21 protein-coding genes and 1 pseudogene are annotated in these 26,028 nt (G+C 67.8%); 14 read left to right on the forward strand and 8 right to left on the reverse strand.

The genetic code is table 11. From position 1 onward, the window contains the following. A pseudogene (locus ACLBYA_RS30775) lies at positions 1-399 on the forward strand (hypothetical protein); the annotation flags it as partial. On the opposite strand, the gene ACLBYA_RS30780 reads toward ACLBYA_RS30775, so the two are convergent. Continuing rightward, a complete protein-coding gene (locus tag ACLBYA_RS30780; protein WP_447713270.1) occupies positions 369-1,139 on the reverse strand; it encodes a phytanoyl-CoA dioxygenase in 771 nt (256 codons plus the stop codon). The pseudogene ACLBYA_RS30775 and the gene ACLBYA_RS30780 sit on opposite strands and share 31 nt — an antisense overlap. 141 nt (positions 1,140-1,280) lie before the next feature. Here ACLBYA_RS30780 and ACLBYA_RS30785 point away from each other — a divergent pair, with 141 nt between their 5' ends. After that, entirely contained in the window at positions 1,281-2,105 is an 825-nt protein-coding gene (locus ACLBYA_RS30785; RefSeq protein WP_447713271.1) for an alpha/beta fold hydrolase, read from the forward strand. On the opposite strand, the gene ACLBYA_RS30790 is transcribed toward ACLBYA_RS30785, so the two are convergent. Genes ACLBYA_RS30790 through ACLBYA_RS30800 form a run of 3 tightly spaced genes read right to left on the reverse strand, consistent with a single transcriptional unit; the run spans position 2,102 to position 5,135 of the window. After that, positions 2,102-3,346 (reverse strand): acyl-CoA dehydrogenase family protein, encoded by a 1,245-nt coding sequence (locus ACLBYA_RS30790; protein WP_447713272.1) that lies wholly within the window; start codon positions 3,344-3,346, stop codon positions 2,102-2,104. The two genes, ACLBYA_RS30785 and ACLBYA_RS30790, sit on opposite strands and share 4 nt — an antisense overlap. Next, complete coding sequence (locus tag ACLBYA_RS30795; RefSeq protein ID WP_447713273.1) at positions 3,343-4,458, reverse strand: acyl-CoA dehydrogenase family protein; 1,116 nt, start codon at positions 4,456-4,458, stop codon at positions 3,343-3,345. The genes ACLBYA_RS30790 and ACLBYA_RS30795 overlap by 4 nt, the downstream gene beginning before the upstream one ends. Before the next feature lie 59 nt (positions 4,459-4,517). Next, positions 4,518-5,135 carry a TetR/AcrR family transcriptional regulator gene (locus ACLBYA_RS30800; protein WP_447713274.1) on the reverse strand — a complete coding sequence of 206 codons (618 nt, stop codon included), beginning with the start codon at positions 5,133-5,135 and terminating at the stop codon, positions 4,518-4,520. A gap of 103 nt (positions 5,136-5,238) precedes the next feature. Between ACLBYA_RS30800 and ACLBYA_RS30805 the strand changes: the two genes are divergently transcribed. Next, the gene (locus ACLBYA_RS30805; RefSeq protein WP_447713275.1) at positions 5,239-6,126 is read left to right on the forward strand and encodes an acyl-CoA thioesterase; all 888 of its coding nucleotides are present in this window, start codon (positions 5,239-5,241) and stop codon (positions 6,124-6,126) included. 2 nt (positions 6,127-6,128) lie between these two features. Here ACLBYA_RS30805 and ACLBYA_RS30810 read toward each other — a convergent pair whose 3' ends face one another. Together ACLBYA_RS30810 and ypfJ are read right to left on the reverse strand one after the other, a co-directional pair. Beyond that, the gene (locus tag ACLBYA_RS30810) at positions 6,129-6,656 is read right to left on the reverse strand and encodes a DinB family protein (RefSeq protein WP_447713276.1); all 528 of its coding nucleotides are present in this window, start codon (positions 6,654-6,656) and stop codon (positions 6,129-6,131) included. Continuing rightward, positions 6,653-7,543 carry a KPN_02809 family neutral zinc metallopeptidase gene (ypfJ, locus tag ACLBYA_RS30815; RefSeq protein ID WP_447713277.1) on the reverse strand — a complete coding sequence of 297 codons (891 nt, stop codon included), beginning with the start codon at positions 7,541-7,543 and terminating at the stop codon, positions 6,653-6,655. Before ypfJ ends, ACLBYA_RS30810 begins: the two co-directional genes overlap by 4 nt. A 79-nt stretch (positions 7,544-7,622) precedes the next feature. Between ypfJ and ACLBYA_RS30820 the strand changes: the two genes are divergently transcribed. Continuing rightward, positions 7,623-9,098 (forward strand): carboxylesterase/lipase family protein, encoded by a 1,476-nt coding sequence (locus tag ACLBYA_RS30820; RefSeq protein ID WP_447713278.1) that lies wholly within the window; start codon positions 7,623-7,625, stop codon positions 9,096-9,098. A 3-nt stretch (positions 9,099-9,101) separates the two neighbouring features. Here the strand turns inward: ACLBYA_RS30820 and ACLBYA_RS30825 are convergent, their stop codons facing one another. Continuing rightward, positions 9,102-9,590: an SRPBCC family protein gene (locus tag ACLBYA_RS30825; RefSeq protein ID WP_447713308.1), complete on the reverse strand. Its 489-nt coding sequence runs from the start codon at positions 9,588-9,590 to the stop codon at positions 9,102-9,104. 100 nt (positions 9,591-9,690) lie between these two features. Between ACLBYA_RS30825 and aspS the strand changes: the two genes are divergently transcribed. From aspS to ACLBYA_RS30840, 3 genes are read left to right on the forward strand one after another with little or no spacing between them, the layout of a single operon-like run. Next, positions 9,691-11,466, forward strand: a complete 1,776-nt coding sequence (gene aspS / locus ACLBYA_RS30830) for an aspartate--tRNA ligase (protein ID WP_447713279.1) — start codon at positions 9,691-9,693, stop codon at positions 11,464-11,466. Next, the gene (locus tag ACLBYA_RS30835; protein WP_447713280.1) at positions 11,463-11,912 is read left to right on the forward strand and encodes a nitroreductase family deazaflavin-dependent oxidoreductase; all 450 of its coding nucleotides are present in this window, start codon (positions 11,463-11,465) and stop codon (positions 11,910-11,912) included. Before aspS ends, ACLBYA_RS30835 begins: the two co-directional genes overlap by 4 nt. 22 nt (positions 11,913-11,934) lie before the next feature. Beyond that, positions 11,935-13,296 (forward strand): hypothetical protein, encoded by a 1,362-nt coding sequence (locus ACLBYA_RS30840; protein WP_447713281.1) that lies wholly within the window; start codon positions 11,935-11,937, stop codon positions 13,294-13,296. Positions 13,297-13,299: 3 nt separating this feature from the next. Here ACLBYA_RS30840 and ACLBYA_RS30845 read toward each other — a convergent pair whose 3' ends face one another. After that, positions 13,300-14,484, reverse strand: coding sequence for a thiolase family protein (locus ACLBYA_RS30845; protein WP_447713282.1), 1,185 nt, complete (start codon positions 14,482-14,484; stop codon positions 13,300-13,302). 100 nt (positions 14,485-14,584) lie between these two features. Here ACLBYA_RS30845 and ACLBYA_RS30850 point away from each other — a divergent pair, with 100 nt between their 5' ends. The 7 genes from ACLBYA_RS30850 to ACLBYA_RS30880 all read left to right on the forward strand — a co-directional run bounded on the left by ACLBYA_RS30850 (position 14,585) and on the right by ACLBYA_RS30880 (position 26,005). Continuing rightward, complete coding sequence (locus ACLBYA_RS30850; protein ID WP_447713283.1) at positions 14,585-15,070, forward strand: winged helix-turn-helix transcriptional regulator; 486 nt, start codon at positions 14,585-14,587, stop codon at positions 15,068-15,070. Between the two features lie 191 nt (positions 15,071-15,261). Further along, the gene (locus ACLBYA_RS30855; protein ID WP_447713284.1) at positions 15,262-16,572 is read left to right on the forward strand and encodes a hypothetical protein; all 1,311 of its coding nucleotides are present in this window, start codon (positions 15,262-15,264) and stop codon (positions 16,570-16,572) included. A gap of 67 nt (positions 16,573-16,639) precedes the next feature. After that, positions 16,640-19,954 carry a transglutaminase family protein gene (locus ACLBYA_RS30860; protein ID WP_447713285.1) on the forward strand — a complete coding sequence of 1,105 codons (3,315 nt, stop codon included), beginning with the start codon at positions 16,640-16,642 and terminating at the stop codon, positions 19,952-19,954. A 35-nt stretch (positions 19,955-19,989) separates the two neighbouring features. Next, entirely contained in the window at positions 19,990-22,602 is a 2,613-nt protein-coding gene (locus ACLBYA_RS30865) for a circularly permuted type 2 ATP-grasp protein (RefSeq protein ID WP_447713286.1), read from the forward strand. Next, on the forward strand, positions 22,569-23,477 hold the full coding sequence (locus ACLBYA_RS30870; protein ID WP_447713287.1) for a transglutaminase family protein: 909 nt from the start codon (positions 22,569-22,571) through the stop codon (positions 23,475-23,477). The genes ACLBYA_RS30865 and ACLBYA_RS30870 overlap by 34 nt, the downstream gene beginning before the upstream one ends. A gap of 12 nt (positions 23,478-23,489) precedes the next feature. Then, positions 23,490-24,551 carry a zinc-binding metallopeptidase family protein gene (locus ACLBYA_RS30875; RefSeq protein WP_447713288.1) on the forward strand — a complete coding sequence of 354 codons (1,062 nt, stop codon included), beginning with the start codon at positions 23,490-23,492 and terminating at the stop codon, positions 24,549-24,551. Between the two features lie 584 nt (positions 24,552-25,135). Next, positions 25,136-26,005 carry a DUF3097 domain-containing protein gene (locus ACLBYA_RS30880; protein ID WP_447713289.1) on the forward strand — a complete coding sequence of 290 codons (870 nt, stop codon included), beginning with the start codon at positions 25,136-25,138 and terminating at the stop codon, positions 26,003-26,005. Positions 26,006-26,028 lie beyond the last annotated feature (23 nt).

Below are 26,028 nucleotides of genomic sequence, written 5' to 3' on the forward strand. Positions count from 1 at the left end.
CGCGAACATCACCTCATCAAGACCCTGAACACCGGCTGGACCCCCACCGCTCATTCGGACGGCTCAACAACCTGGGCCGCGCCCACCGGACACACCTACACCACCAGACCCCTGGCATCGGTGCTGTTCCCGCACAACTCGTTTCACACCGAGATCCCGCGGCGACGCCACATCAGCCTCATCGACAACCACGACCGCGAACCCACCATCCCGACACGACAACGCACCCGAAAACACGACCGCGAATACCGCATCAACGCCGAACGCACCCGCAACGCACTCGAAATCGCCCTCGAACAGAATCGCCAACGGCACCACCGACAAGGGTCGGGCGGGGACCGCCAAAAACGAGGTCGACCCAACACCACCTACACCGACAACGACCCACCACCCTTCTGACGCAGTCCATTCAGGACGGCGGCGGCGACCGGGCTCGGGTGGTCGGTGTCGAGATCCAGCTCGCCGGTCGGCTCCAAAGGCGGCTGGGCCATGAACCGCGGCACTGTGCCGCGATGGGCGGTGCCGGTGTGGACGACAAACGGATGGCACAGGTAGACGTCGCCGATCCGGCCGGTGGCTTTCGCGATGGGGTGATCCTCGGTCTCCGGGACCACCCGCTCGCATACCGACATCCAAGGCGCGCCGTCGGAGTCGTATTCGGCGAGCACCTTCGGCACCGCGAGGTGCGAGCCAACCCGGATCTCGGTAGGCGCATCGTCGGGCCCGACATCGGAGTAGAGGAACAGCATCAGCAGGGCGCGACCTTTGGATCGCAGGCTCAGCCGTGGACCCGATGCGTCGTAGAAGGAGCCCTCGACATGCCACCCCGCCTCGCGTGGCGGCTCCGCACTCGGGAAGCGCAGTGGAAAGGTCCCCATGCCGACTCGTGGTCGCCAGCCACCCGGCCCGACGAGAGCGTCGAATGCCGCGGTGAGTTTGTCGGTGTTGGCCGACGATGTGAACTCGGGGGTGGCCATTCCGTCGACCCGGATCAGGGACTCGGTCCAGGTGTCCGGCGCGCCGGGGTCGAGGCCGACGGTGCGCCACAACTGGCTCTGGCAGTTCAGGCCGAGTTCGCGGTCGAAGGCTCGCTCGATCTTGATGAAGCCATCGGCGATGAATCGATCGATATCGGCCATGGCATCCATGGTGACCATCCCCGGCGGCGCGGGACAACCGATTATTCCCTGATTCGAGTCGAAAAGTATTGCACCGATGAATATTTCGGGAAATATTTGCAGAGGGAAGCGGGCCCTGGCGGTGCGCAATAGACTGCCGACATGCCGACGATCACCACCGCCGATGGAACCGAGATCTTCTACAAAGACTGGGGGACCGGCCAGCCGATCGTCTTCAGCCATGGATGGCCGCTCTCGGGTGACGACTGGGACACCCAGATGCTGTTCTTCCTGTCGCACGGTTTCCGTGTCATCGCGCACGACCGGCGTGGTCATGGACGCTCGGCCCAGGTGGCCGACGGTCACGATATGGATCACTACGCCGACGACCTGGCCGCCGTCGTCGAGCATCTCGATCTGAAGGACGCGGTGCACATCGGGCACTCGACCGGCGGCGGCGAAGTGGCGCATTACCTGGCCCGCCACGGCGAGGCGCGCGCCGCCAAGGCCGTGCTGATCGCGGCCGTGCCGCCGCTCATGGTGCAAACGGAGGCCAACCCGGGCGGCCTGCCCAAGTCGGTGTTCGACGATCTGCAGGCGCAGCTGGCGGCCAGCCGATCCGACTTCTACCGGGCGCTGCCGTCGGGCCCGTTCTACGGATACAACCGCGAGGGTGTCGAGCCCTCGGAGGCCGTGATCCAGAACTGGTGGCGCCAGGGCATGATGGGCGGTGCCAAGGCCCACTACGACGGCATCGTGGCGTTCTCGCAGACCGATTTCACCGAGGATCTGAAGAAGATCACCATCCCGGTGCTCGTCATGCACGGCGACGACGACCAGATCGTGCCCTACGCGGATGCCGGCCCGTTGTCGGCCGAGCTGCTGCCCAACGGGATCCTGAAGACCTACGAGGGTTTCCCGCACGGCATGCCCACCACACACGCCGACGTCATCAACGCCGACCTGCTGGAGTTCATCCGGAGTTAGCTCTTGTTCCGCTTCACCTGATTGAACGGCACCCCGCGATCGGCGGCCGGCTCGCGGGGGAAGCCGAGGATCCGCTCGCCGATCACGTTGCGCGCCATCTCCGAGGTCCCGCCGCCCAGCGACCCGGTCTGCCGCGACAGGTACCGCACCCCGATGTCGAGTAGGCCGTCACCGTCGTCGATCACGCCGGCGGTACCGGCGATGGCCAGCGCGGTGTCCACCTCGAGCTCGGTGGTCTCGGCGTGCATCAACCGGATCAGCGTCCCGGCATTCGGCGGCAGCGAACCGTTGCCGATCGACTTGGTGACATGTTCGATCAGCTGGTCCTTGACGATCCGCCTCGCCAGGGCCCGCCCGGCCAGATCCTGCACCCGCGGATCGTCGGCCTGCCCGGTCGCCTCGGCGAGCGCCACATGGTTGGGCGGCATCTCACTGGCATTCTCGGCCCCGGTCCCGCTGGCGAACTCCGAACCGCCACCGACCGCGCGTCGCTCGTGGTGCAGCTGCCGCGACGCCACCGTCCAACCGTCGTTCACGGCCCCCACCACGGCGTCATCGCCGAGCTCGAGTCCGTCGAAGAACTCCTCGCAGAACTCCTCGTTGCCGTTCACCTCGGTGATCCGACGCATCGTGATCCCGGGCGCATTCAGCGGCACCAGAAACATCGTCAGCCCCTCGTGCTTGGGCACCGTCCAGTCGGTACGGGCCAGCATCAGCCCGTAATCCGCCGCGAACGCCGATGTGCTCCAGGTCTTGGCGCCGTTGATGATCCACTTGTCGCCGACACGGTCGGCCCGGGTGATCACCCCAGCCAGGTCCGACCCGCCGCTGGGTTCGGACAGCAACTGGCACAGGACCTCCTCACCCCGGATGGCCGCCGAGATCCGATCGCGCTTCTGCTCCTCGCTACCGACATCCAGGATGGTCGCCGAGCAGATGGTGAACGACGGTGTGTTCAGGATCAGCGGCATCTCGAAGAATCGGCACTCGGCGTTGAATGCCCGTTGATACGCGTAATCCAAACCGAGACCGCCGTATCCGCGGGGGAAGCAGATCCCCGCGAAACCGCCCTTGTACAGCTTGCGCTGCAACTCCTTGGCCCGATCCCACGATTGCTGCTCGGCACGCACCGAGAACGGCGGGTTCTCCGGGTCGATGGGCGGCAGGTTGTCGGTCAGCCACTGGCGTGCCCGCGCCGCGAAGTCGGCGACGGTTTCGGTGGAGGCCACGGTATCGGTCATGCGGAAACCTTCCGGCTCAGTTCGAACACGGTGCGGTGATGGTCTTCCGGCGAGCCGAACATCGCGCGGTTCAACGACGCCCGACGCAGATACAGGTGCAGGTCGTGCTCCCAGGTCACCCCGATCCCGCCATGCAACTGCACACAGTCCTGCAGCATCACCGGAGCGCGTTCGGCCACATAGGCTTTCGCCACGCTGACCAACTTCGGGGCATCCGCTGACCGGGCGCCGACCGCCTCGACGGCACCGGAGGTCGTCCCGCGGCAGGCCTCGAACCACAGCTTCATATCCGCGAACCGGTGCTTCAACGCCTGGTACGACGCCAACGGCCTGCCGAAACTGTGCCGATCCAACAACCACTGCTGCGTCATCGCCAGCACCGAATCCAGGATCCCGACGATCTCGGCGCACTGCAGCACCAACGCGATCTGGCGCTGCCGCTCGATGATCGCCGGCGTCTGCTCCGCGGAACCGACCACCGCCGGCGCCACCACCCCGTCGAAAGTGACTCGCGCATAACGTCGCACCATGTCCACCGAGTTCTGTGCCTCGACCGTGACCCCGGCCGCGTCGGCAGGCACGACGAACTGGCGCACCACCCCGTCCAGCGTCGCGGTGACCAGGAACGCGGAGGCGACGTCTCCGGCTTCGACCCGGTCCTTCACACCGTCCAGTCGGTACGCGTCGTCCACCGCGGTCGCCGTCAACCCGGGCTGCAGCGGCGACCACGGATGTCCGGGTTCGTAGACCGCCCAACTGGCGATCGCCTCCCCGGCAACCAACCCCTCGATGGTGTCCTCGTGCCCGTCCGGCGCCTCGACCAGACCGGCCAACACCACGCTGACGGGGTGCAGCGGACCTGGTGCCACGCTGCGTCCCGCCTGCTCGGCCAGCAGCGCCAGATCGGCGACGCCGTCACCGGAAACGCTGCCACCGCCGAGTTCCTCGGGCACCAGCAGGCTCGACCATCCGAGTTCGGCCGCGCGCTGCCACCAATCGGTTTCGAAGGACACGCCGGCGGACTGCATCTCACGCACCCGGGAGAGCGGTGCCTCCTTCTCCAGGAAGGCCTGCGCGGTCGAGGCGAACAGCATCTGTTCGGGGTTCTTCATGACGTTTGCCGCTCTATGAGAGTCATATTCCCAAATATCGGTAATGACATTACCACGCGTCAAACGGGGCGCGAAGGGTCCACGAGCAGGCTGTGAACGCAGAATTCGAAGATCTGTGTGCCCTCGATCGGCGTGCCGGTCAGTTCGGCACCGAGCACCTGCAGTCGCAGTGCGCCCAGCACGGTCTGCATGATCAACGCCGCGGTGCTGTCCGTCGCGGTCTCGGGTCCGCCGCGGAACACCCCCTCCGCGATCCCGGCGGCGATGATGTCCCTGATCAGCGCATGCAGCGGCGCCAGCACTCGGGCGTACTCCTGGGGCAGTGACTCGGCCAGGTGGTCGTTGAAGAAGGTCAGCCCGCGATTGATGCTGTCCTGTTTGGTCGACGCGGCCGGCGCGCTGATGCGGTCGACCAGCACCTGCAGTGCCGACACCGCGTCCAGGTCGGCGACATCGGCGCGCCAGCGCGCCGTCGATTCGGACATGATCTTGTCGACGAGGGCCAGCAGCAGCTCGTCCTTGGTCGAATAGTGCTGGTAGAACGACCGCAGCGAAGTCTTCGACCGCTCCACCACCTCCAGCACGGTGAAGTCGGTGCGACCGGTTTCGCCGAGAATCGCCAGCGCCGATCTCATGAACCGGACCTGCCGGGATTCGGTTTCCTCGGCGTCAGCCATCTGGGTCCCTGCCTGTCGTACCCGTTGTGCAAGCGATGAGAATGACGTTACCGTTTTTGTAGAGTCCCCATGTGGACTTGCCGGCACCCAGGAAAGGGACACGATGACGACTTCGGATCAGGCCCAGGCGGTCGAGTGGACGCTGGAGGGTCTGCTCGAGCTGTTCGAACCGCAGCCAGACGGGGAGAACCGCTTCATCGCGCAGACCGGTCTCGCCGGTGCCGATGATCGTCAGGTCGTCGAAGGCACACAGGTCCTGGCCCAGGCCATCGTCGCGGCCGCCAAGCGATTCCCGGACAAGTCGGTGCGATCGGTGTACGCGGTGTTCGCCCGGGTGGTGCTCGTTGGGCCGCCCGTCGAACTCGATATCGACGTCGTCTCCGAGGGCCGGTCCACGGCCACCGCGGTGATCACCGCCTCGCAGAACGGCAAGCGGTGCATCACCGTCACCGTGCTGGCCGACGTGCCCTCCGGTGACGTCATCCGTCACCACCTGCCGCGGCCGGATGTCGCGGGGCCGCAGCAGGCCAATGTCTCCGCGATGCCGATGACCGGACGGCAGCTGCGGCTGGTCGACGTCGTGGACGTCAACAGCCCCGACGAGGTCGGCCCGCCGGAGCTGCATGCCTGGCTGCACTACGATCCGATACCGGCACGCGATGATCTCGCGAAGGCCTTGATCGCGTATTTCACCGGACACCTGGGGATTTCGACCACCATGCGAGCACACGAGGGTATCGGCACCGCGCAGGCACACCTGACGGTGTCGACCGCGCCGATGACGGTGTCGGTCAGCTTCCACGAACCGGTCACGTGGCAGGGCTGGCTGCTCTACGGACACGAGAGCACCCAGGTGGGTGCCGGGATGTCGTATGTCCGCGGCACCGTGCACACCGAGGAGGGCGAATTGATCGCCTCGTTCAGCCAGGACGGACTGATCCGCCCGCTGCGCACCAGCGACACCGGTATCAAGGAACAGTCCCGGCTCTGAGTTCAGGGTCGGACATCCCAGGCGTGGTGCACGATGTCGTGCAGGTGATATACGGCGATGCTGGCGACGGTGAATTCGCTTCCGTTGCTGCGTAATCCACGCCGGGGCCAGGCGTCGTCGGGCACCTCGCGGTAGGCCCGGGCGACCGTGGTGGCGGCGTCGAACAGTTCGCCGGCCACCACCGCGGGATCCTGGGCCGGGTAGTCATCGGCGATCGCGGTCGCGTCCTGATCCCAGTTCGGGAACAGCGGTACGTCCTCGGTGAGCATCAACTGCACCCGGCGGTCGAAGATGCGGTGCACATCCCTGATGTGACAGCCGTACTCCAGTTGTGACCAGACCCCCGGTGCCGGACGCTCCCGCACGTGTGCGCCGGCCAGTCGGTGCATCCAGTCGGCGGCATCACGCTCGACGAGTCCGGCCACCTCGCTCGGCTGCACCGCCGCGGGGTCGAAACCGCAGTCCGGGCAGGGGCGATCCAGCACCCAGGTCCAGTCCTTGGTGTCGGGCTCGATGTGCTCGTCGGTCAACGCAGGGCGCCGGGTGCGAAGGTTTCGCACTGGTTCGGGTCGCCGGTCTGGTACCCGACGGTGAACCAGTGCTGGCGCTGCTCGGAGGACCCGTGCGTCCACGATTCCGGGCTGACCCGGCCGGTGGCTGCCTGCTGGATCCGGTCATCGCCGACCGCCGACGCCGCCGACAGCGCATCGGCGATGTCCTTGTCGCTCAACGGCTCCAGGAACGGCACATCGGTGCCCTCCTGCTTGGTGATCGCGGCATAGTGGGCCCATACCCCGGCATAGCAGTCGGCCTGCAGTTCGGTGCGCACCCCACCGCCGGTCGGGCCGGTCGGGTCCTGCTGGGCGCGGCCCAGCACGCCGAGCAGGTTCTGCACGTGATGGCCGAACTCGTGCGCCACCACATACTCCTGGGCGAACGGCCCACCGCTGGAACCGAATTGGTCACGCAGAATATCGAAGAAGTCGGTGTCGAAGTAGGCCGTCTGATCGGCGGGGCAGTAGAACGGGCCGACCTCGCTGGTGGCCGGACCGCAGTCGGTGTTGACCGAACCGCTGAACAACTGCACCTGCGGGCGGCGGTAGTCGGGCAGCAGCTGCTGCCAGACGGCGTCCACCGAGTTGCCCGTCGCGACCACCCGGCACTGCACCAGCTCGTTGGCGTCGGCGCCGGTCTTGCACTGACTCAGGTCGAAGCCGGGGGAGGACACCCCCTCGGTGGACATGCCCTGGTCCTGCGGCAGCACGCTGTTGGGGTCGACACCCAGGAACAGCGCGACGACCACCAGCAACAGCCCGCCGATCCCGCCACCGAGTGCGATCCGCCGGCCGCCCCCGCCGCCGCGGCCACTGCTCGACGTCGTGCTCGTGTCGATCTGCATGCCCTCGTTGAAGGTCATCGTCCCCACCAACCCATCTGCAGTGTCGGCACCGTGTCTTGTTCAAGCCGGGTCCACTTTTCCACACTACGATTCTGATGTGCCCTCTGTCGCCGAACTGTCGACGATCGTGCCGACGTCGCACGGCCTGCTCCGCGGTACCACCGAGGGTGGTGTCGGGGTGTGGCGCGGAGTCGCCTATGCCGAACAACCGGTGGGGGATCTGCGCTTCCTGGGCCCGCAACCGCTCAAACCGTGGGATGGGGTGCGCGACGCCATCGAACACGGGCCGCTGCCCCCGCAGGGCCGGTCGTTTGTCGGCGGCGGGCGCGATGACCCGAAGGTCCGCGATGAGGCCTGCCTGACGGTCACCGTCTGGTCACCCGATGTGTCCGCATCGTTGCCCGTGATGGTGTGGATCCCCGGCGGTGCCTTCGTGTACGGGGCCGGGCAACTGCAGCTGTACAACGGATCCCGGCTCGCCGCCAGCGGCGATGTCGTGGTCGTCAACGTGACCTACCGGCTCGGGGTGTTCGGCGGATTCGAGCTCGGCGATCTGGGGCCGGGTTTCGAGGACAACCTGTGCCTGCGTGACCAGATCGCCGCGCTGCAGTGGATCCGCGAGAACATCGGTGCGTTCGGTGGAGATCCGAACCAGGTCACGGTGTTCGGCGAGTCCGCCGGTGCCACCTCGGTGCTGGCACTGCTGGCCAGCCCCGCCGCGGCCGGGTTGTTCGACCGGGCCATCGCCCAGAGCCCGGCGCTGCCGCTGATCGCCGACCGCGAGTCGCGGGCCCGCCAGGCGCATGCCTTCCTCGCCGAACTGGGTGTCGAGGCCGACGAGGTCAAGGCGCTGCCGCAGCGCCGATTACGCCGTGCCGCCGGGCAATTGCAGTTGGACAGTGTGGCGCACACCCCGACCTTGGCCTACGGGCTGACACACGGGGTCGACCTGCTGCCACACCATCCGATCGAGGCAGCCCGCCGCGGCGCGGTGACCCCGATACCGCTGATCATCGGGACCAACAGTCACGAGGCGTCGATGTTCGCCTGGGGCAAGCCGCCGATGCTGCCGACGACCGCGAGCGGGGTCGACGGGTTCTTCACGCGCTGGGCGCCGGACGCCCGTGATCAGGTGCTGGCCGGGTATCCGGGTTTTCCGCGTCGCCGGACATTGATCGATTTCGGGTCCGACGCCATGTTCGGCGCCCCGACATGGGCCTTCGTCGACGCCTACAGCGCCGACGCGCCGACCCACATGTACCGGTTCGACCACACCACCTGGACGCTGAAGGTGTTGGGGCTCGGCGCCACCCACGGCAGCGAGATCGTGCACATCCAGCACAGCTACAGCTCGTACCTGGGTCGCAAACTGCACCCGCTGGGCCGCCGCGTACAGCCCGCGGTGGGCCGGCGGATGCAACGGCTGTGGCTGGATTTCGCGACCGCCGGGCTCAGCGAGTGGCCGCGCTTCGACACCGACACCCGCAAGACCCTGGTGATCCGGTCGACGCGCGATACCACCGTCGAGGATCCCGACGTCGCGCGGCGGGCGGCCTGGGCGGGCGTCTACTGACGGCTAGTAACGGGCGTCGGTGTAGCGCCGCAGATTGTGCAGGAACCGCTGGAACATCCACGCCATCACCGGCCTGCCCGCGGTCATTCCCAGTTTGGCGACGCGACCCCGCGGCCGCATCGCCATCACCCAGGTGAGGTTGCAACCACCCGCGGTGGGCACGATCCAGTAGTCCTCGGCGAACGCGGTGATGCTGCGAGTCGAGGCCTGATTGAAGCGAAACGCCATGTGACTGTGCGGTTCCCAGGCCAGGAACTCCTCGTCGCCGACGATCCCGCCGCGCATGGTCACCGTGCGGGTGGTGCCGATGTCATACGGCTGTGGGCTGGTCCACACAACCTTGGTGATCACCGATGCCCACTGCGGCCAGGACTGCGCGTCGGAGAGCACCTCGAACACCTGCTCCGGGGTGATCGCGAGGTCCACGGTGCTGACGAAGCGGAACGGGGCATCGGAGATGAAGTCCAGGTCGACACGTTCGCACGGATACATCGCCACCTGCCGACCTTAACCGGGACGGCATCGAGCCGCGGATGGAGGCGTCTCTAGACTGAGCAGTCGTCATCGCCATATCGACACACAGGAGTTTTACGTGCTGCGCAGTCACCCCGCCGGTTCGTTGCGGTCCACCGACGCCGGTCAGACCGTCACCCTGGCGGGCTGGGTGGCCCGTCGGCGTGACCACGGCGGTGTCATCTTCATCGACCTGCGCGACGCCTCCGGGGTCTCGCAGGTGGTGTTCCGCGACGAGGCCGTACTGGAGCAGGCGCACCGGCTGCGCGCCGAGTTCTGCGTCGCGGTCACCGGTGTGGTCGAGGTGCGGCCCGAGGGCAACGCCAACGCCGAGATCGCCACCGGCGACATCGAGGTCAACGCCGTCGAGCTGACGGTATTGGGGGAGAGCGCGCCGCTGCCGTTCCAGCTCGACGAGACCGCCGGTGAGGAAGCGCGCCTGAAGTACCGCTACCTGGACCTGCGCCGGGAGGGGCCGGGTAAGGCAATCCGGTTGCGCTCCAAGGTCAATGCCGCCGCCCGCGGCGTGCTGGCCGAGCATGATTTCGTCGAGATCGAGACCCCGACGCTGACCCGGTCCACCCCGGAGGGCGCGCGGGACTTCCTGGTGCCCGCCCGGCTGCAGCCCGGCAGCTTCTATGCGCTGCCGCAGAGCCCGCAGCTGTTCAAGCAGCTGCTGATGGTCGCAGGCATGGAGCGCTATTACCAGATCGCCCGCTGCTACCGCGACGAGGATTTCCGCGCCGACCGCCAGCCCGAGTTCACCCAGCTGGACATGGAGCTCAGCTTCGTCGAGGCCGATGACGTCATCGCCGTCTCCGAACAGATCCTGCGGGCCGTGTGGTCGACCATCGGCTACCAACTGCCCACCCCGCTGCCGCGGATCAGCTACGCCGAGGCCATGCGCCGCTTCGGTTCCGACAAGCCCGACCTGCGCTTCGGCGTCGAACTCGTCGAATGCACCGAGTATTTCAAAGACACCACCTTCCGGGTGTTCCAGGCGCCCTACGTCGGTGCGGTCGTGATGACCGGAGGCGCCTCGCAGCCCCGGCGCACCCTGGACGGCTGGCAGGAGTTCGCCAAGCAGCGCGGGCACAAGGGCCTGGCCTATGTGCTGATCGGCGAGGACGGCTCGCTGACCGGACCGGTGGCCAAGAACCTGTCCGACGCCGAGCGTGACGGTCTGGCCGCGCACGTCGGCGCCGCTCCCGGTGACTGTGTGTTCTTCGCCGCGGGGACACCCAAGGGCGGGCGTGCGCTGCTGGGCGCGACCCGCATCGAGATCGCCAAGCGCCTCGACCTGATCGACCCGGCCGCCTGGGCGTTCACCTGGGTGGTCGACTGGCCGCTGTTCGAACCGGCCGATGACGCCACCGCCTCCGGGGACGTCGCCGTCGGCTCCGGCGCCTGGACAGCGGTGCACCATGCCTTCACCGCGCCGCAGCCGGAGTCGGTGGACACCTTCGACACCGATCCCGGCTCCGCGCTGGCCAACGCCTACGACATCGTCTGCAACGGCAACGAGATCGGCGGCGGCTCGATCCGTATCCACCGCCGCGATGTGCAGGAGCGGGTCTTCGCGATGATGGGTATCGACCACGCCGAAGCCCAGGACAAGTTCGGATTCCTGTTGGACGCCTTCACCTTCGGCGCCCCGCCGCACGGCGGTATCGCCTTCGGCTGGGACCGCATCGTCGCGCTGCTGGCCGGGGTCGACTCGATCCGTGAGGTCATCGCCTTCCCGAAGTCCGGTGGGGGTGTCGATCCGCTGACCGATGCGCCGGCCCCAATCACCGCGCAACAGCGTAAGGAAGCGGGAATAGACGCCAAGCCGGAGAAGCTGGAAAAAGTATGAGTGAACTCGACAAGGACAAGCTGGTCGCCGACGTCGCCGCGCTCGACGATTTCAATAGTCAGATCGTCGAGGAGTTCCGGGCCAACGCCGGCAAGGTCGGCGGCCCGTTCGAGGGCGGCACGCTGCTGTTGCTGCACACCGTCGGCGCCAAGTCCGGGCAGCCGCGGCTCTCGCCGTTGGCCTATCTGGAGGTCGACGGCAAGGTGCTGATCGTCGGTTCCTACGCCGGCGCGCCGAAGGACCCGGCCTGGGTGCACAATCTGCGAGCCAACCCGGCCGCGCGCATCGAGGTGGGCACCGACGCCTATGACGTCACCGCCCGGGAACTGCCCGACGCCGAACGTGACGCGACCTACCCGAAGATCGTCGAGGTGGCGCCGGTGTTCGCCGACTACCAGGCCAAGACATCGCGGTCGATCCCGCTGTTCGAGCTCGTCCGCACGTGAACAGGCCGTACTCTCACCCCCGATGCTTCGGGGGATGGGGGTGGTGCGCATGCTCGCGCCGAACACGGTCGACTACATGGATCACGCGTCCTACGTCGCGCTGCGGGCATTGAAGCGGGGGCCTGTCGGTCAATCGGTATGGATCTACGACCGTGATGTCGACATGGACGGGTTACGAAGGTTCCAGCGCAACCTGGGACAGACACTGCTCGGTCGCCGCATCGAGCCGTCACCGTTGCCGTTCGGTCGGCACCGCTGGGTGAGCTGCCCGGAACCGGCCGGTATCGAGGTGGCTGCCACCGAACGCACCCGGGCACAGGTGTGGGAGTGGGTGAACGAACGGGCCAAGATCCCGGTCGACCCGGAGACCGGCCCGCCCTGGCACCTGGCCGTGCAACCACTGGTCGGCGGTGGGGCAGCGGTGTCGCTGGTGTTCTCGCACACCGTCGCCGACGGTGCCGCCTCGACTTTGTCGATCGTCTCGGCGGTCGAGGGAGTGCCGTTCGAGCTGGGTTATCCGGCTGCCGGGTCCCGGACCCGGCGCCGAGCGCTGCGTGAGGACATCGGGACCACGGCGCGGGTGCTGCCCGGGATTCCGTCGGCGATCGTGGGCACTGTGCGGTTGCAACGACAGCAGGCCGCAGGCAAACCGAAACCGGCCAAGCGGGACAAGCCCGTCACGACGGGAGCCACCGACGCCGTCACCGTGCCGATGGTCGCGGCCAGCATTGACGTGGCGAGTTTCGACCAGAAGGTCGCCGACCTGGGTGGCACCCGCAACGCCCTGGTCGCCGCGCTGGCCGCCCGCCTCGGTCATGCGCTGGGCCGCGTCGATGCCGACGGCAACGTGATGCTCACCTTCCCGGTCAGCGAACGCACCGAGGGCGACACCCGCGGGAACGCCCTCAACGTCATCACGGTGACGGTCGACCCGGGCACCGTCACCACCGATCTCGGACCGCTGCGCAAAGCCGTCAAGGATGCGCTGGTCGAGATGAAGGAGATCCGCGATGCGGTGATGGCACCGCTGCCACTGATCCCGTTCGTCCCCAAATTCCTGATGGCACAGGTCGAGAAGGCAGTGCTCCAGGAGGGCCGGCCGATCGGCTGCTCGAATGCCGGCGATATGCCCCCGGCGCTGAGCCGCATCGACGGGGCCGACGCCGATTTTTTCATCGGCCGGATGATCGAGAACGGGGTCACCGAGGACGCCTTCGCCCGTCGCGGCGGGCATCTGGCGCTCGGTGTGACGATCACGAACGGGACCGCCGCGATCAGCATCGCGTCCTGGAAGGTCGGCGGTCCGAACACCGCGGAGTCGCTGGCCGAGGCGGTCTCCGCGGCGTTCGGCGATTTCGGGCTGAGCCCGACCGTCGAATGGTGAGGCCTACAGGCGCTCGATGATGGTGGCGTTGGCCATGCCACCGCCCTCACACATGGTCTGCAGGCCATACCGGCCGCCGCGCTGCGACAGCGCGTTGACCAGAGTGGTCATGATGCGCGCACCGCTGGCGCCCAGCGGGTGGCCGATCGCGATGGCGCCGCCGTTGACGTTCACCTTCGAAAGGTCGGCACCGGTGTCGGCAGCCCAGCTCAGCACCACCGGGGCGAACGCCTCGTTCACCTCGAACAGGTCGATATCGGACAGCTGCAGACCGGCCCGGGTGAGTATCTTCTCGGTCGCCGGGATGACGCCGGTCAGCATGTGGAGCGGATCGGACCCGACCACCGTGGTGGTGTGGATGCGTGCCAGTGGGCGCAGGCCCAACCGGCGTGCGGTGGCACCGCTGGTGATCATGACTGCGGCGCTGCCGTCGGACAGCGGTGACGAGTTGCCCGGCGTGATGTCCCAGTTGATCTGCGGGAACCGAGCCGCGTAGGCCTCGTTGTAGAAGGCCGGCCGCAGGCCCGACAGAGTGTCCACCGTCGTGCCGGGACGGATGATCTCGTCGGTGCTCAGGCCGGCGATCGGCGCGAGCTCGTTGTCGAACAGCCCGTCCTTGGTGGCGCGGGCGGCCTTCTCGTGACTGGACGCCGAGAACTCGTCGAGCTGGGCCCGGGACAACTGCCACTTGGCAGCGATCAACTCGGCGCTGATGCCCTGCGGCACAAGGCCTTCGGGGTAGCGGGCGGCCATGTCATGACCGAACGGGTCGCTGCCCGGCAGCACCGAGGAGCCCATCGGCACCCGCGACATCGACTCGACACCGGCGGCGATCACGATGTCGTAGGCGCCCGCGAGCACACCCTGGGCGGCGAAGCTGATCGCCTGCTGGCTGCTGCCGCACTGGCGGTCCACCGTGGTGCCGGGCACCGTCTCGGGGAAACCGGCACCCAGCAGCGCATTTCGCGCGATGTTGACGGCCTGGTCACCGACCTGGGTGACGGCCCCGGCGATCACATCGTCGACGAGGACGGGGTCCACACCGGTGCGCTGGATGAGTTCGCGCAGGCTGTGCGCCAACAGATCCGCGGGTAACACCCCGTGCAGGGCACCGTTCGCCTTGCCCTTACCGACCGGGGTGCGTACCGCACCGACGATGACCGCATCGCGATCCGAGAATCCGGACATGATCTGTACCTCCTGCTCACTCCACGCTGAGTACTGTGTACTATACTCAGATATACCAACCTGAGTTCAGTGACGACAACCCAGCGTTAGAGTGATGTGCATGACAGTTCTGGACGGGCCGCTCGCAGACCGCGACGCCTGGTCGGCGATCGGTGAATGCACGATCGAGAAGACGATGAACGTCGTCGGGCAGAAATCGACGATGCTGATCATGCGCGAGGCCTACTACGGCACCACCCGCTTCGACGATTTTGCGCGCCGGGTCGGGCTGACCAAGGCCGCGACATCGGCGCGACTGGGGGAGTTGGTGGCCGCCGGGTTGTTGAGCAAAAAGCCCTACCGAGCGTCCGGGCAGCGGACCCGGCACGAGTACGTGTTGACCCAGGCGGGTGTCGATTTCATGCCGGTGGTGTGGGCGATGTTCGAATGGGGCCGCAACCATCTGCCGAACAACGGCAGGCTGCGGCTGAGCCACCGCAGCTGCGGTGCCGACGCGCACGTCGAAATTGTCTGCGACAAGGGGCATTCGGTGCCGCTCGACGAGCTCGGCATGCGGCTGGTGTCGCGATCTGAGGCAAACGGGTAGCACCCCGCTGCCAGCGGATCCGGGGTAGATTCTGGCGAACTCGGGGACATTGACACCCGAGATATTGACCAATCCGTTAAAATTCCGGCCGGATCGGCACGAACTGGGGGGCCCGAACGTGCCGACGCCACCACGCGGCGAGAAAGGGCCCTCCGGGTATGAACCATCCGGCTGATAACACGCTGGCATATATGGACCAGGGTTCCTACCTGGCGTTACGGGCACTGGGACGCGGTCCGGTGATCCAGTACATCTGGATCTACGAGCGCGGCGTCGACCTCGACGGGTTGCGGCGATTCCAGCGCAACCTGGCCGACACCCTGCTGGGTCGGGTCCTGGAACGTTCGACGATCCCGTTGGGCCGCCACCATTGGGTGCCGATCGGTGACTCGCACGGTATCGACATCTCGGCGGCCGAGCGGCGCCGCGACGAGGTGTGGGACTACGTCGAAGAGCGTGGCAAGGTCCCGGTCGACCCCGAACACGGACCGCCCTGGCACCTCGGTGTGCAACAACTGGTCGAGGGCGGTGCGGTGGTCACGCTGGTGGTCTCGCACACCGTCGCCGACGCGGCGGCCCTCATCGAGTCCATCACCCATGCCGTCAACGGCACCGGCCGTGATCTGGGCTATCCGGCCGCGCGGTCACGGACCCGCGCGCAGGCCCTGCGCGCGGACCTGGTCATCGCAGCGCGCGCACTGCGCGAGGTCCCGGCCGCGGTGATCGGGGCGGCCAAATTGGCCCGCGACCAGTCTGCCGAACTGTCCGAATCGGCCAAGGCCGTGCCGGTGACCGTCACCCGCGTGCATTCCGAACAACCGGTCAGCCTGCCCACCGTGTCGGTGCGCGTCGACGCCGACGAATGGGATGCCCGCGCGATTGCCCTTGGCGGAACCAGCAATGCGCTGCTCGCAGGGATCGCGGCCCGTATCGGTGCCATCACCGGGCGGGTCGACGCCGACGGCCAGGCGATGCTCTCGCTGCCGGTCAACGAACGGGTCGAGGGGGACACCCGCGGCAACGCGCTCAACACCATCACGGTGATGGCCGACCCACAGACCGCCGTCGGCGATCTGCGGCCCATCCGCGGCGGTATCAAGACCGCGCTGATCGAGCTGGCCGAGAACCGCGAGCAAATGCTGGCCCCGCTGCCACTGGCCCCCTACACACCGAAATTCCTGCTGCGCCGCCTCGAGAAGCTGGTCATGAAGGTCGGCAAGCCGATCGGGTCGTCCAACAGCGGCCCGCTGCCCGAGGAGGTCAACCGCCCCGACGGCACCCCGGCCGATTTCTTTGTCGCGCATTCGCCCGAACCCGGGATCACCGCCACCGATCTGGACCGGATCGGCGGCCGCATGCTGCTGGCCACCGGAACCCTCGGTGGCGCGGTGTGCATGTCGGTGACCGCCTGGGAGCCCGGTGCGGCCAACACCAAGGACGCACTCATGCAGGCGGTCAAGGAAGCCTTCTACGACTTCGACCTCGTGGCGGTCATCGAGTAGAGACAGGCGCGACACCCGGCACGCACCGTGCTGCGGTGACCCCTGTGGTGTGGTGGGATTTGCAGTCATGGGAATCAAAGTGGCGCTGGAGCACCGGACCAGTTACACCTACGACCGACTGGTCGAGATCATGCCGCAGGTCATCCGGTTGCGCCCCGCGCCGCATTCGCGCACCCCGATCGAGGCCTACTCGCTGCAGGTCGAACCCGCGGATCACTTCATCAACTGGCAGCAGGACGCCTTCGGGAATTTCCTGGCCCGCGTGGTCTTCCCGAACCGGGCCCGCGAGCTGACCATCACGGTCGGGCTGATCGCCGATCTGAAGGTGATCAACCCGTTCGACTTCTTCATCGAGGAATGGGCCGAGACGTTCCCGTTCGAGTACCCCAAGGAGCTGATCGCCGACCTGGAGCCCTATCTGCGGCCCGTCGACGAGGACGACGAAAGGTCCGGGCCCGGCCGACTGGTTCGGGAGTGGGTGAAGAACTTCCACGTCGAAAAGGGCACCCGCACCATCGACTTCCTGGTCAACCTCAACGCCGCGGTGCGGGCCGATGTCGGCTACAGCGTGCGGATGGAACCCGGCGTGCAGTCCCCGGACTTCACACTGGAGACCAAGATCGGGTCCTGCCGTGATTCGGCCTGGTTGCTGGTCTCGATCCTGCGCGAGATGGGACTGGCCGCCCGCTTCGTCTCCGGATACCTGGTGCAGTTGGCCTCCGATGTCGAGGCGCTGGACGGCCCGTCCGGCCCGGCCGCCGACTTCACCGACCTGCACGCCTGGACCGAGGTCTACATCCCGGGCGCCGGCTGGATCGGCCTGGACCCCACCTCCGCACTGTTCGCCGGGGAAGGCCACATCCCGCTGTCGGCCACCCCGCACCCATCCTCGGCAGCGCCGATCAGCGGGGCCATCGGCAAGGCCGAGTCCACCATGGAGTTCAGCAATGTCGTCACCCGCATCCATGAGGACCCGCGGGTCACGCTGCCATACACCGATGCGGCCTGGGCCTCGATCGTCGACCTCGGTGCCCGTGTCGACGCCCGGCTGTCGGCCGGCGACGTCCGGTTGACCGTCGGTGGTGAGCCCACCTTCGTGTCGATAGACAACCAGACCGATCCGGAATGGACCACCGCCGCCGACGGTCCGCACAAGCGGCAGCGGGCCTCCGCGCTGGCGGAGCGGCTGCGCAAGGTTTGGGCCCCCAACGGGCTGGTACAGCGCAGCCAGGGCAAGTGGTATCCGGGAGAACCCTTGCCGCGCTGGCAGATCGGGTTATTCTGGCGCGCCGACGGTGAACCGCTGTGGTCGGACCCGGCCCTGCTGGCCGACCCATGGGCGATGACCCGAGCCGATCCAGTTCCGGACGGCGCCGACGCCCAGCTGCTGGCCGCCATCGCCGACGGTCTGACCCTGCCGGCCACCCAGGTGCGGCCCGCCTACGAGGACGCGCTGGGCCGGCTTGCCGGTGCGGTGCGTCAGCCCGCCGGTGACCCGGTCGCCGTGGGCGACGACCTCACCGAGGACGACGCCGCGGCCCGCAAGGCCCTGCTGGCCCGGCTCGACTCGCCGGTGGCCGAGGCGGCCGCCCACGTGCTGCCGCTGCACCGTCGCGAGGACGACGAGGGTTGGGCCAGCTCGGACTGGAAGCTGCGCCGCGGCCGGATCGTGTTGTTGGAAGGCGATTCGCCGGCCGGCCTGCGATTGCCGCTGAACTCGATCAGCTGGATGCCGCCGCGTCGCACCTTCGAGGCGGACCCGCTGACCCAGCACGGCACGCTCAAACGCGGCCCCGCCCGCCAGGCCGAGGCGCCCGTCGACGACGCCGAGGATGCGCCGCCGACGGCGCTGGTGGCCGAGATCCGGGACGGGCTGCTGTACGTGTTCCTGCCGCCTACCGACAAACTCGACGATTTTGTCGATCTGGTGACGCGCATCGAGGCTGCCGCGGCGGCCATCGACACCCCGGTGGTGATCGAGGGGTACGGCCCGCCGCACGATGGCCGGCTGACATCCATGACGGTGACGCCGGACCCCGGTGTCATCGAGGTCAACGTCGCACCCACCACCAGCTTCGGCGAGCAGAGGGCTCAGCTTGAGACGCTGTACGAGGAGGCCCGGAGGGCACGGCTGTCCACCGAGGCCTTCGATGTCGACGGCACCCATGGCGGCACCGGCGGCGGCAACCACATCACCCTGGGTGGGATCACCCCGGCGGACTCGCCACTGCTGCGCCGCCCCGACCTGCTGGTGTCGCTGCTGACCTACTGGCAGCGGCATCCATCGCTGTCCTATCTGTTCGCCGGCCGGTTCATCGGCACCACCTCGCAGGCACCCCGGGTCGACGAAGGTCGCTCGGAATCGCTGTACGAGTTGGAGATCGCGTTCGCCGAGATCGCGCGGTTGGCCGAGATGGGAGCCGCTCAGCCGTGGGTGACAGACCGGGCGCTGCGGCATCTGCTCACCGATATCACCGGCAACACCCACCGCGCCGAATTCTGCATCGACAAGCTCTACAGCCCGGACGGCCCGCGCGGCCGGCTCGGCCTGCTGGAACTACGCGGTTTCGAGATGCCGCCGCACTATCAGATGGCGATGGTGCAGTCACTGTTGGTGCGCTCGCTCATCTCGCGGTTCTGGGAGGAGCCGCTGCGCGCCCCGCTGATCCGTCACGGTGCCAATCTGCACGGCCGGTACCTGTTGCCGCACTTCCTGATTCACGATATCGCCGATGTGGCCGCCGATTTGCGGGCGCACGGTGTGGATTTCGAGACCAGCTGGCTGGACCCGTTCACCGAGTTCCGTTTCCCGCGGATCGGCACCGCGGTGTTCGACGGGGTGGAGATCGAGCTGCGCGGCGCGATCGAACCCTGGAACGTGCTGGGCGAGGAATCGACCGGCGGCGGTACCGCCCGCTATGTCGATTCCTCGGTGGAGCGTGTGCAGGTCCGCCTCGTCGGCGCCGACCGGCACCGCTATGTGGTCACCGCCAACGACCACCCGGTGCCGCTGCTGGCGACCGACAAGGCCGATATCCAGGTCGGCGGGGTGCGCTACCGGGCCTGGCAGCCGCCGAGCGCGCTGCACCCGACCATCACCGTCGACGTGCCGCTGCGGCTGGAACTCATCGACACCGTCACCGGCATGTCCAAGGGGGGCTGCACCTACCACGTCGCCCACCCCGGCGGTCGGGCCTACGAAACCCCACCGGTGAATGCGGTGGAGGCCGAATCACGACGCGGACGGCGTTTCGAAGCGACAGGATTCAACGCCGGACGCGTCGACATGGCGCAGATCAGAGAGAAGCAGGCACGGCAGTCCACCGACATGGGTGCTCCGGGCATTCTCGATCTGCGGCGGGTGCGTACCGTTCTGCGTTGATGGTTCTCCGTACACACAGTTCATCCGAGCCGAATATGGGAGTCGCCGGCGTGACGACGAGCGCGGGCGATGTCCTCGCCGAGTACCGTGCTCGGCGTGCCCAGCAGGCGCTATTCGCCGTGCGCGGCGTCGTCGGCAACGGATACGACGAGTTCATCGATGCCGCCGGTGACATCCGGCCGGCCTGGCAGGAGCTCGCCGAGTGTGTCGGCGAGCGGGGCCGTGACGGGCTGGACCGGTTGCGGTCCACGGTGCGCAGCCTGGTCGACGACGACGGCATCACCTATGTGCACGTCAACAAGGACGGCTCCTCCGATGACGCGGTCGCCGAACCGTGGCGCCTGGACGCACTGCCGCTGCTGATATCGACCGCCGACTGGGACACCCTGGAGGCCGGGCTGGTGCAGCGGTCCCGGCTGCTGGACGTCGTGCTGACCGACCTCTACGGCGCCCGCAAGTCACTGACCAGCGGGGTGCTGCCCCCGCAACTGGTGTTCGCGCATCCGGCCTATGTCCGGGCCGCCCAGGGCATCGAGGTGCCCGGCCGTCATCAGCTGTTCCTGCACGGCTGTGATGTGAGCCGGAACGGTTCCGGGGCCTACGTCGTCAATGCCGACTGGACGCAGGCGCCGTCGGGGGCCGGTTACGCGCTGGCCGGTCGGCGCGTCATCGCCCACGCCGCCCCCGACCTGTACGAGCGCATCGCACCGCGCCCGGCGTCGCCGTGGGCGCAGGCACTGCGGCTGGCCCTCATCGATGCCGCACCCGAGGCGGCCGAGGAACCCGTCGTGGTGGTGCTCAGCCCCGGCACCCAGTCCGAGACGGCGTTCGACCAGGCCTACCTGGCCAGTGTTCTGGGTTTTCCGCTCGTCGAGAGTGCCGACCTGGTGGTTCGCGACGGCAAGCTGTGGATGCGCTCGCTGGGCACCCTCAAACGTGTCGATGTGGTGCTGCGCCGGGTGGATGCCGATTACGCGGATCCGCTGGAACTGCGGGCCGACTCACGCCTGGGCGTCGTCGGTCTGGTCGAGGTGCTGCGCCGGGGCGCGGCCACCGTGGTCAATACATTGGGCAGCGGCATCCTGGAGAGCCCGGGTCTGATGCGCTTCCTGCCGGAGCTGTCCGAGCTGCTGGTGGGCGAGACGCCGCTGCTGCCGTCACCTCAGATCTACTGGGGCGGAATCGATGTGGAGCGGTCCCATCTGCTGTCGCATCTGTCGGAGCTGATCATCAAGCCGGTCACCGGTGGCGCGCCCATCGTCGGCCCGGCGCTGTCGTTGGCCGCCCGTGACGAGCTCGCCGCCCGCATCGGTGCCACCCCCTGGCAGTGGGTCGGTCAGGAGTTGCCCGAATTCTCCTCGGCGCCAACCGATTACTATCCCGGCGGAGTATCCGCCGCCGATGTCGGCATGCGGTTGTTCACCGTCGCTCAGCGTGGCGGGTACGCGCCGATGATGGGTGGGCTGGGGTTCCTGCCCGCACCGGGTAACGCCGCCTATACCCTGGACACCGTCGCGGCCAAGGATGTCTGGGTCCGCACCCCGGATCGAGCCAAGGCGGTGCCCACCCCGGCGGCCGATCTGCCGCTCATGACACCGAGTCCGACCCGCGCCGTCAGCTCCCCGCGGGTGCTGGCCGACCTGTACTGGCTGGGGCGCTACGCCGAACGCGCCGAGCACATGGCCCGACTGCTAACCGTGACCCGGGAGCGCTACCACGAATACCGGTACCGCCAGGACATGGCCGAAAGCCAGTGTGTGCCAGTGCTTCTGGCCGCCATCGGCAAGATCACCGGCACCGACACCGGCATCGGCAACGACGATCACGAGGCCATCGCGGTGGCACCCAGCACGCTGTGGGCGCTGACCGCCGATCGGCGCAGGCCGGGTTCGCTGGCGCAGTCGGTGGAACGGCTGGGCCAGGCTGCCCGAGGTGTGCGCGACCAGATGTCCAATGACACCTGGATGGTGCTGGCGGCCGTCGAGCGCGCGGTGGGAACCCGTGGCGCGCAACCGGAATCCCAGGCCGCCGGGGATGCCTATCTGTTGACCGCGCACACCCAGACGCTGGCCGGCATGCTGGCGCTGTCCGGGATGGCCGCCGAGTCGATGGTGCAGGACGTCGGCTGGACGATGATGGACATAGGCAAACGTCTCGAGCGCGGGCTGGGCCTCACCGCACTGCTGCGGGCCACGCTGTGCTCCGTGCGCAGCCCCGGTGCCGAGCAGACCGTCACCGAGTCCATGCTGGTGGCGTGTGAGTCCTCGGTGATCTACCGCCGGCGCAACCTCGGCAAGGTCAGCGTGGCGGCGGTGGCCGATCTGGTGCTCTTCGACGGCGAGAACCCGCGATCGCTGGTCTACCAGTTCGAGCGGGTGCGCCAGAACCTGCGCCGGATGCCATCGTCATCGGGTTCGTCAAGGTCGGAACGCCTCGCCGACGACATCGCGGCCAAGCTGCGCCGGGTGGATCCGGAGGACCTGGAGATCATCGCCCGCGACGGCACCCGCGCGGTGCTGGCCGAACTGCTCGACGGACTGCATGCCGACCTGCGCGAGCTGTCCAATCTGGTCACCGCCGCGCACCTGTCGCTGCCCAGCGGTATGCAACCGCTGTGGGGTCCCGACGAACGGAGGCTGCTGCCGTGAGCACCCGCAGCTACGCGATCACGCACCGGACCACCTATCGGTACTCCGACGATGTCACGTCCTCCTACGGCCGGGGTTTCCTCACCCCGCGGGACTCGGGGCACCAACGCTGCCTGTCCCATGAGCTGGTCATCGACCCGGAGGCCGCCGACAGCTCGATCAGCCGTGACGGTTACGGCAATGTCAGCTCCTATTTCCACGTCACGGAGCGGCACCGGACGTTGATCGTCACCAGCCACTCGCTGGTGGAGGTGGACCCGCCTGCGCCGGACCGATATGCCGGTGGGTCGGCCCGGGCGCCGTGGGAGATCGCGCGCCCGGTCGGTCCGGACGGCGCACTGGCCACCGAGTTCACCCTGGACCTGTCGCCACCGGAGATCACCGACGAGGTCCGGGCCTATGCGGCACCGAGTTTCACCCCGGAACGCCCGTTGATCGAGGTGCTCACCGACCTGAACGCACGGATCTTCTCCGATTTCACCTACCGGTCCGGTTCCACCACGGTGTCCACCGGGGTGGCCGAGGTTTTGCGCGCCCGCGAGGGGGTATGTCAGGACTTCGCGCGGCTGGCCATCGCCTGCCTGCGCGCCAACGGGCTGGCCGCCAGTTATGTCTCCGGATACCTGGCCACCGACCCGCCGCCGGGAAAGGAACGCATGGTGGGTGTGGACGCGACGCATGCCTGGGCGGCGGTGTGGACACCGCAGAACGTCTGGCTGGGTATGGATCCCACCAACGACCAGATGGTCGACGAACGTTATGTGGTGGTCGGGTTCGGACGTGACTACGCCGACGTGCCGCCGTTGCGCGGCATCATCTACACCGAGTCGGAGAGTAGCGTGATCGACGTATCGGTCGACGTCGCACCGAACTAGGGAGGGTCCGCGATGCGTGATTTCAACTGTCCGGCGTGCGGGCAGCGGCTGGCGTTCGAGAACTCGCTGTGCCTGTCGTGCAATTCCTCGCTCGGCTTCTCGCTGGACGACATGGCGCTGCTGGTGATCGCACCCGAAGCGGAGAGCGAGCACGCCGGCGCCGTGGATGAGAAGCAGTATCAGCTGTGCGCGAATCTGCATCTGGCCGAATGCAACTGGCTGGTGGAGAAGGGACCGGTGGCTCATCTTTGCGTGTCCTGCGCGTTGACCAGGACCCGGCCCGGCGATCAGAACACCGTCGCGCTGGCCGCGTTCGCCTCCGCCGAGAAGGCCAAGCGTCGCCTCATCGCCGAGCTGCACGAACTCAAGCTGCCGATCGTCGGCCGCGACGAGGACCCGCAGTACGGGCTGGCGTTCGATCTGCTCAGCAGTGACGAAGAGAAGGTCTTCACCGGTCACGCCGACGGGGTGATCACCCTGGATCTCGCCGAGGGTGACGATGTGCACCGCGAGCAGTTGCGGGTCGCGATGGAGGAGCCCTACCGGACGCTGCTCGGGCACTTCCGGCACGAGATCGGGCACTACTACTTCTACCGGCTGGTCAGTCCGTCACCGGAGTACCTCGAGGGTTTCAACACCCTGTTCGGCGATCCCGACCTGGACTATCAGGCGGCGCTGGACCGGCACTACAGCGAGGGCGCACCGGCCGGCTGGGAGAACGACTTCGTGTCGTCGTATGCCACCATGCACCCGGCCGAGGACTGGGCCGAGACCTTCGCCCACTATCTGCACATCCGGGACACCATGGACACCGCCGCGGCGTTCGGCCTGGCCCCGGCCGGCGCCACCTTCGATCGAAGGGTCTTGGGCCCCAGCGGTTTCGACACCATCATCGAGATGTGGCTGCCGCTGGCCTGGGCGCTGAACATGGTCAACCGGTCGATGGGCCGGGAGGACCTGTACCCGTTTGTGCTACCGCCGGCGGTACTGGAGAAGATGCGGTTCATCCACACCGTTATCGACGAGATCACCTCGTCGCCGGCCAAGCTGGCGGCCGTAGGTGGGCCCAGCTAGCGGTCCAGCAGCTCTGCGCCGACGCGGTGACCGCGTCGGTCGCCGGGCGGGGGTGCCGGCCCAGTTGCGTGACGGCCTTGGCATTGGAGATCTGCCGCGGCACCGAGTCGGTCCCGCAGGGTGGCCGCGATCTCCGGCAGCGTCATCGGCGCGCCGGCGCGATGATGCCCACCGAGGTCGACAGGCCGGATCCCAGCGCCGGGCCGAACACCCCGACCGGGTTGATGACCGTCAACTCCGGTATGTGCGGCAATGAATCCCGATCCTCCGGTGACCAGGTTGGGGGCGATGTCAGCGGACATGGTGCGCCTCCTGTTCCAACAGTGTGTCGCCGAGTTCGACGAACGTCGCGATGACCGCCTGCTCGGCGGCAGACCGTCGCGCTCGTATTAGCGCAGGGCCGATTCGGCCAGGCCGGTGCGCCGGGACAGCTGCTGGATGGTCAGGTCGCCGGCGAGTTCGGTGGTCATGGGAACCACTGTGCCGAACTTGAAGCGGTTCAAGTCAAGCGCGCACATCTCGATGCTGTGACGGCGGCATGTCGCACCGGCCGGTCCGTGGCGGAGCTTCCTAGGATCGCCCGCGTGACCGATCGATATGGCTCCGACATCCTGTCCCGAAATCCGCATACGCCCAAGCGTGTTCGTTCCACCGAGCAGGCCGCCGACCGCGGCCTCGTGGTCGAGGATCCGACCAGCGGGTTCGTCGGCGCCGTGGTCCGCATCGAGAACGGCCGGGTGGACCTGGAGAATCGCAAGGGGCTGATCCGGTCGTTCCCGTTGGGACCGGGATTCCTGGTCGACGGGCGACCGGTGATCCTCACGGTGCCGAAGCGGGCCCCGGCGGCACCTGCGCGCACCGCGTCTGGATCTGTCGCGGTGGCCGGTGCCAAGGCGCGGGTGGCACTGGCCAGCCGGATCTATGTGGAGGGCCGCCACGACGCGGAACTGGTCGAACAGGTGTGGGGCGCGGATCTGCGCATCGAGGGTGTCGTCGTCGAGTACCTCGGCGGGGTGGACGACCTGCGCGCCATTGTCCAAGAGTTCCGGCCCGGACCCGGGCGGCGACTCGGTGTGCTGGTCGACCACCTGGTCGAGGGGTCCAAGGAATCGCGGATCGCCGCCGACGTGATGCGGGCTGGGGCGAGCGGAGCGACGGGAAATGGGTCGGCGGGTGACGACGTCCTGGTGGTCGGGCATCCGTTCATCGATATCTGGCAGGCCGTCAAACCCGAACGGATCGGCCGCACGGCGTGGCCGGTGATCCCGCGCGGAACGGACTGGAAGCACGGGGTCTGCGACGCGCTGGGCTGGCCGCATGCCGATCAGGCCGATATCGCCGGGGCCTGGCAGCGGATCCGCGGACGGGTGCGCGACTGGAATGACCTGGAGCCGGCGCTGATCGGGCGGGTCGAGGAACTGATCGACTTCGTGACGGCGCCGGCCACCAACTAGCGTTGGGGTGTGGCCGACAGTCT

This window comes from Mycobacterium sp. C31M, assembly GCF_053345865.1.

Coding starts and splice junctions, on each gene's coding strand:
- ACLBYA_RS30780 (WP_447713270.1), bottom strand. CDS start 1,139: ATGGCCGATATCGATCGATTCATCGCCGATGGCTTCATCAAGATCGAG.
- ACLBYA_RS30840 (WP_447713281.1), top strand. CDS start 11,935: ATGCTTCGGGGGATGGGGGTGGTGCGCATGCTCGCGCCGAACACGGTC.
- ypfJ (WP_447713277.1), bottom strand. CDS start 7,543: ATGACCTTCAACGAGGGCATGCAGATCGACACGAGCACGACGTCGAGC.
- ACLBYA_RS30800 (WP_447713274.1), bottom strand. CDS start 5,135: ATGGCTGACGCCGAGGAAACCGAATCCCGGCAGGTCCGGTTCATGAGA.
- ACLBYA_RS30835 (WP_447713280.1), top strand. CDS start 11,463: ATGAGTGAACTCGACAAGGACAAGCTGGTCGCCGACGTCGCCGCGCTC.
- ACLBYA_RS30865 (WP_447713286.1), top strand. CDS start 19,990: ATGGGAGTCGCCGGCGTGACGACGAGCGCGGGCGATGTCCTCGCCGAG.
- ACLBYA_RS30845 (WP_447713282.1), bottom strand. CDS start 14,484: ATGTCCGGATTCTCGGATCGCGATGCGGTCATCGTCGGTGCGGTACGC.
- ACLBYA_RS30785 (WP_447713271.1), top strand. CDS start 1,281: ATGCCGACGATCACCACCGCCGATGGAACCGAGATCTTCTACAAAGAC.
- ACLBYA_RS30825 (WP_447713308.1), bottom strand. CDS start 9,590: ATGTATCCGTGCGAACGTGTCGACCTGGACTTCATCTCCGATGCCCCG.
- ACLBYA_RS30795 (WP_447713273.1), bottom strand. CDS start 4,458: ATGAAGAACCCCGAACAGATGCTGTTCGCCTCGACCGCGCAGGCCTTC.
- ACLBYA_RS30875 (WP_447713288.1), top strand. CDS start 23,490: ATGCGTGATTTCAACTGTCCGGCGTGCGGGCAGCGGCTGGCGTTCGAG.
- ACLBYA_RS30860 (WP_447713285.1), top strand. CDS start 16,640: ATGGGAATCAAAGTGGCGCTGGAGCACCGGACCAGTTACACCTACGAC.
- ACLBYA_RS30850 (WP_447713283.1), top strand. CDS start 14,585: ATGACAGTTCTGGACGGGCCGCTCGCAGACCGCGACGCCTGGTCGGCG.
- ACLBYA_RS30790 (WP_447713272.1), bottom strand. CDS start 3,346: ATGACCGATACCGTGGCCTCCACCGAAACCGTCGCCGACTTCGCGGCG.
- ACLBYA_RS30805 (WP_447713275.1), top strand. CDS start 5,239: ATGACGACTTCGGATCAGGCCCAGGCGGTCGAGTGGACGCTGGAGGGT.
- ACLBYA_RS30855 (WP_447713284.1), top strand. CDS start 15,262: ATGGACCAGGGTTCCTACCTGGCGTTACGGGCACTGGGACGCGGTCCG.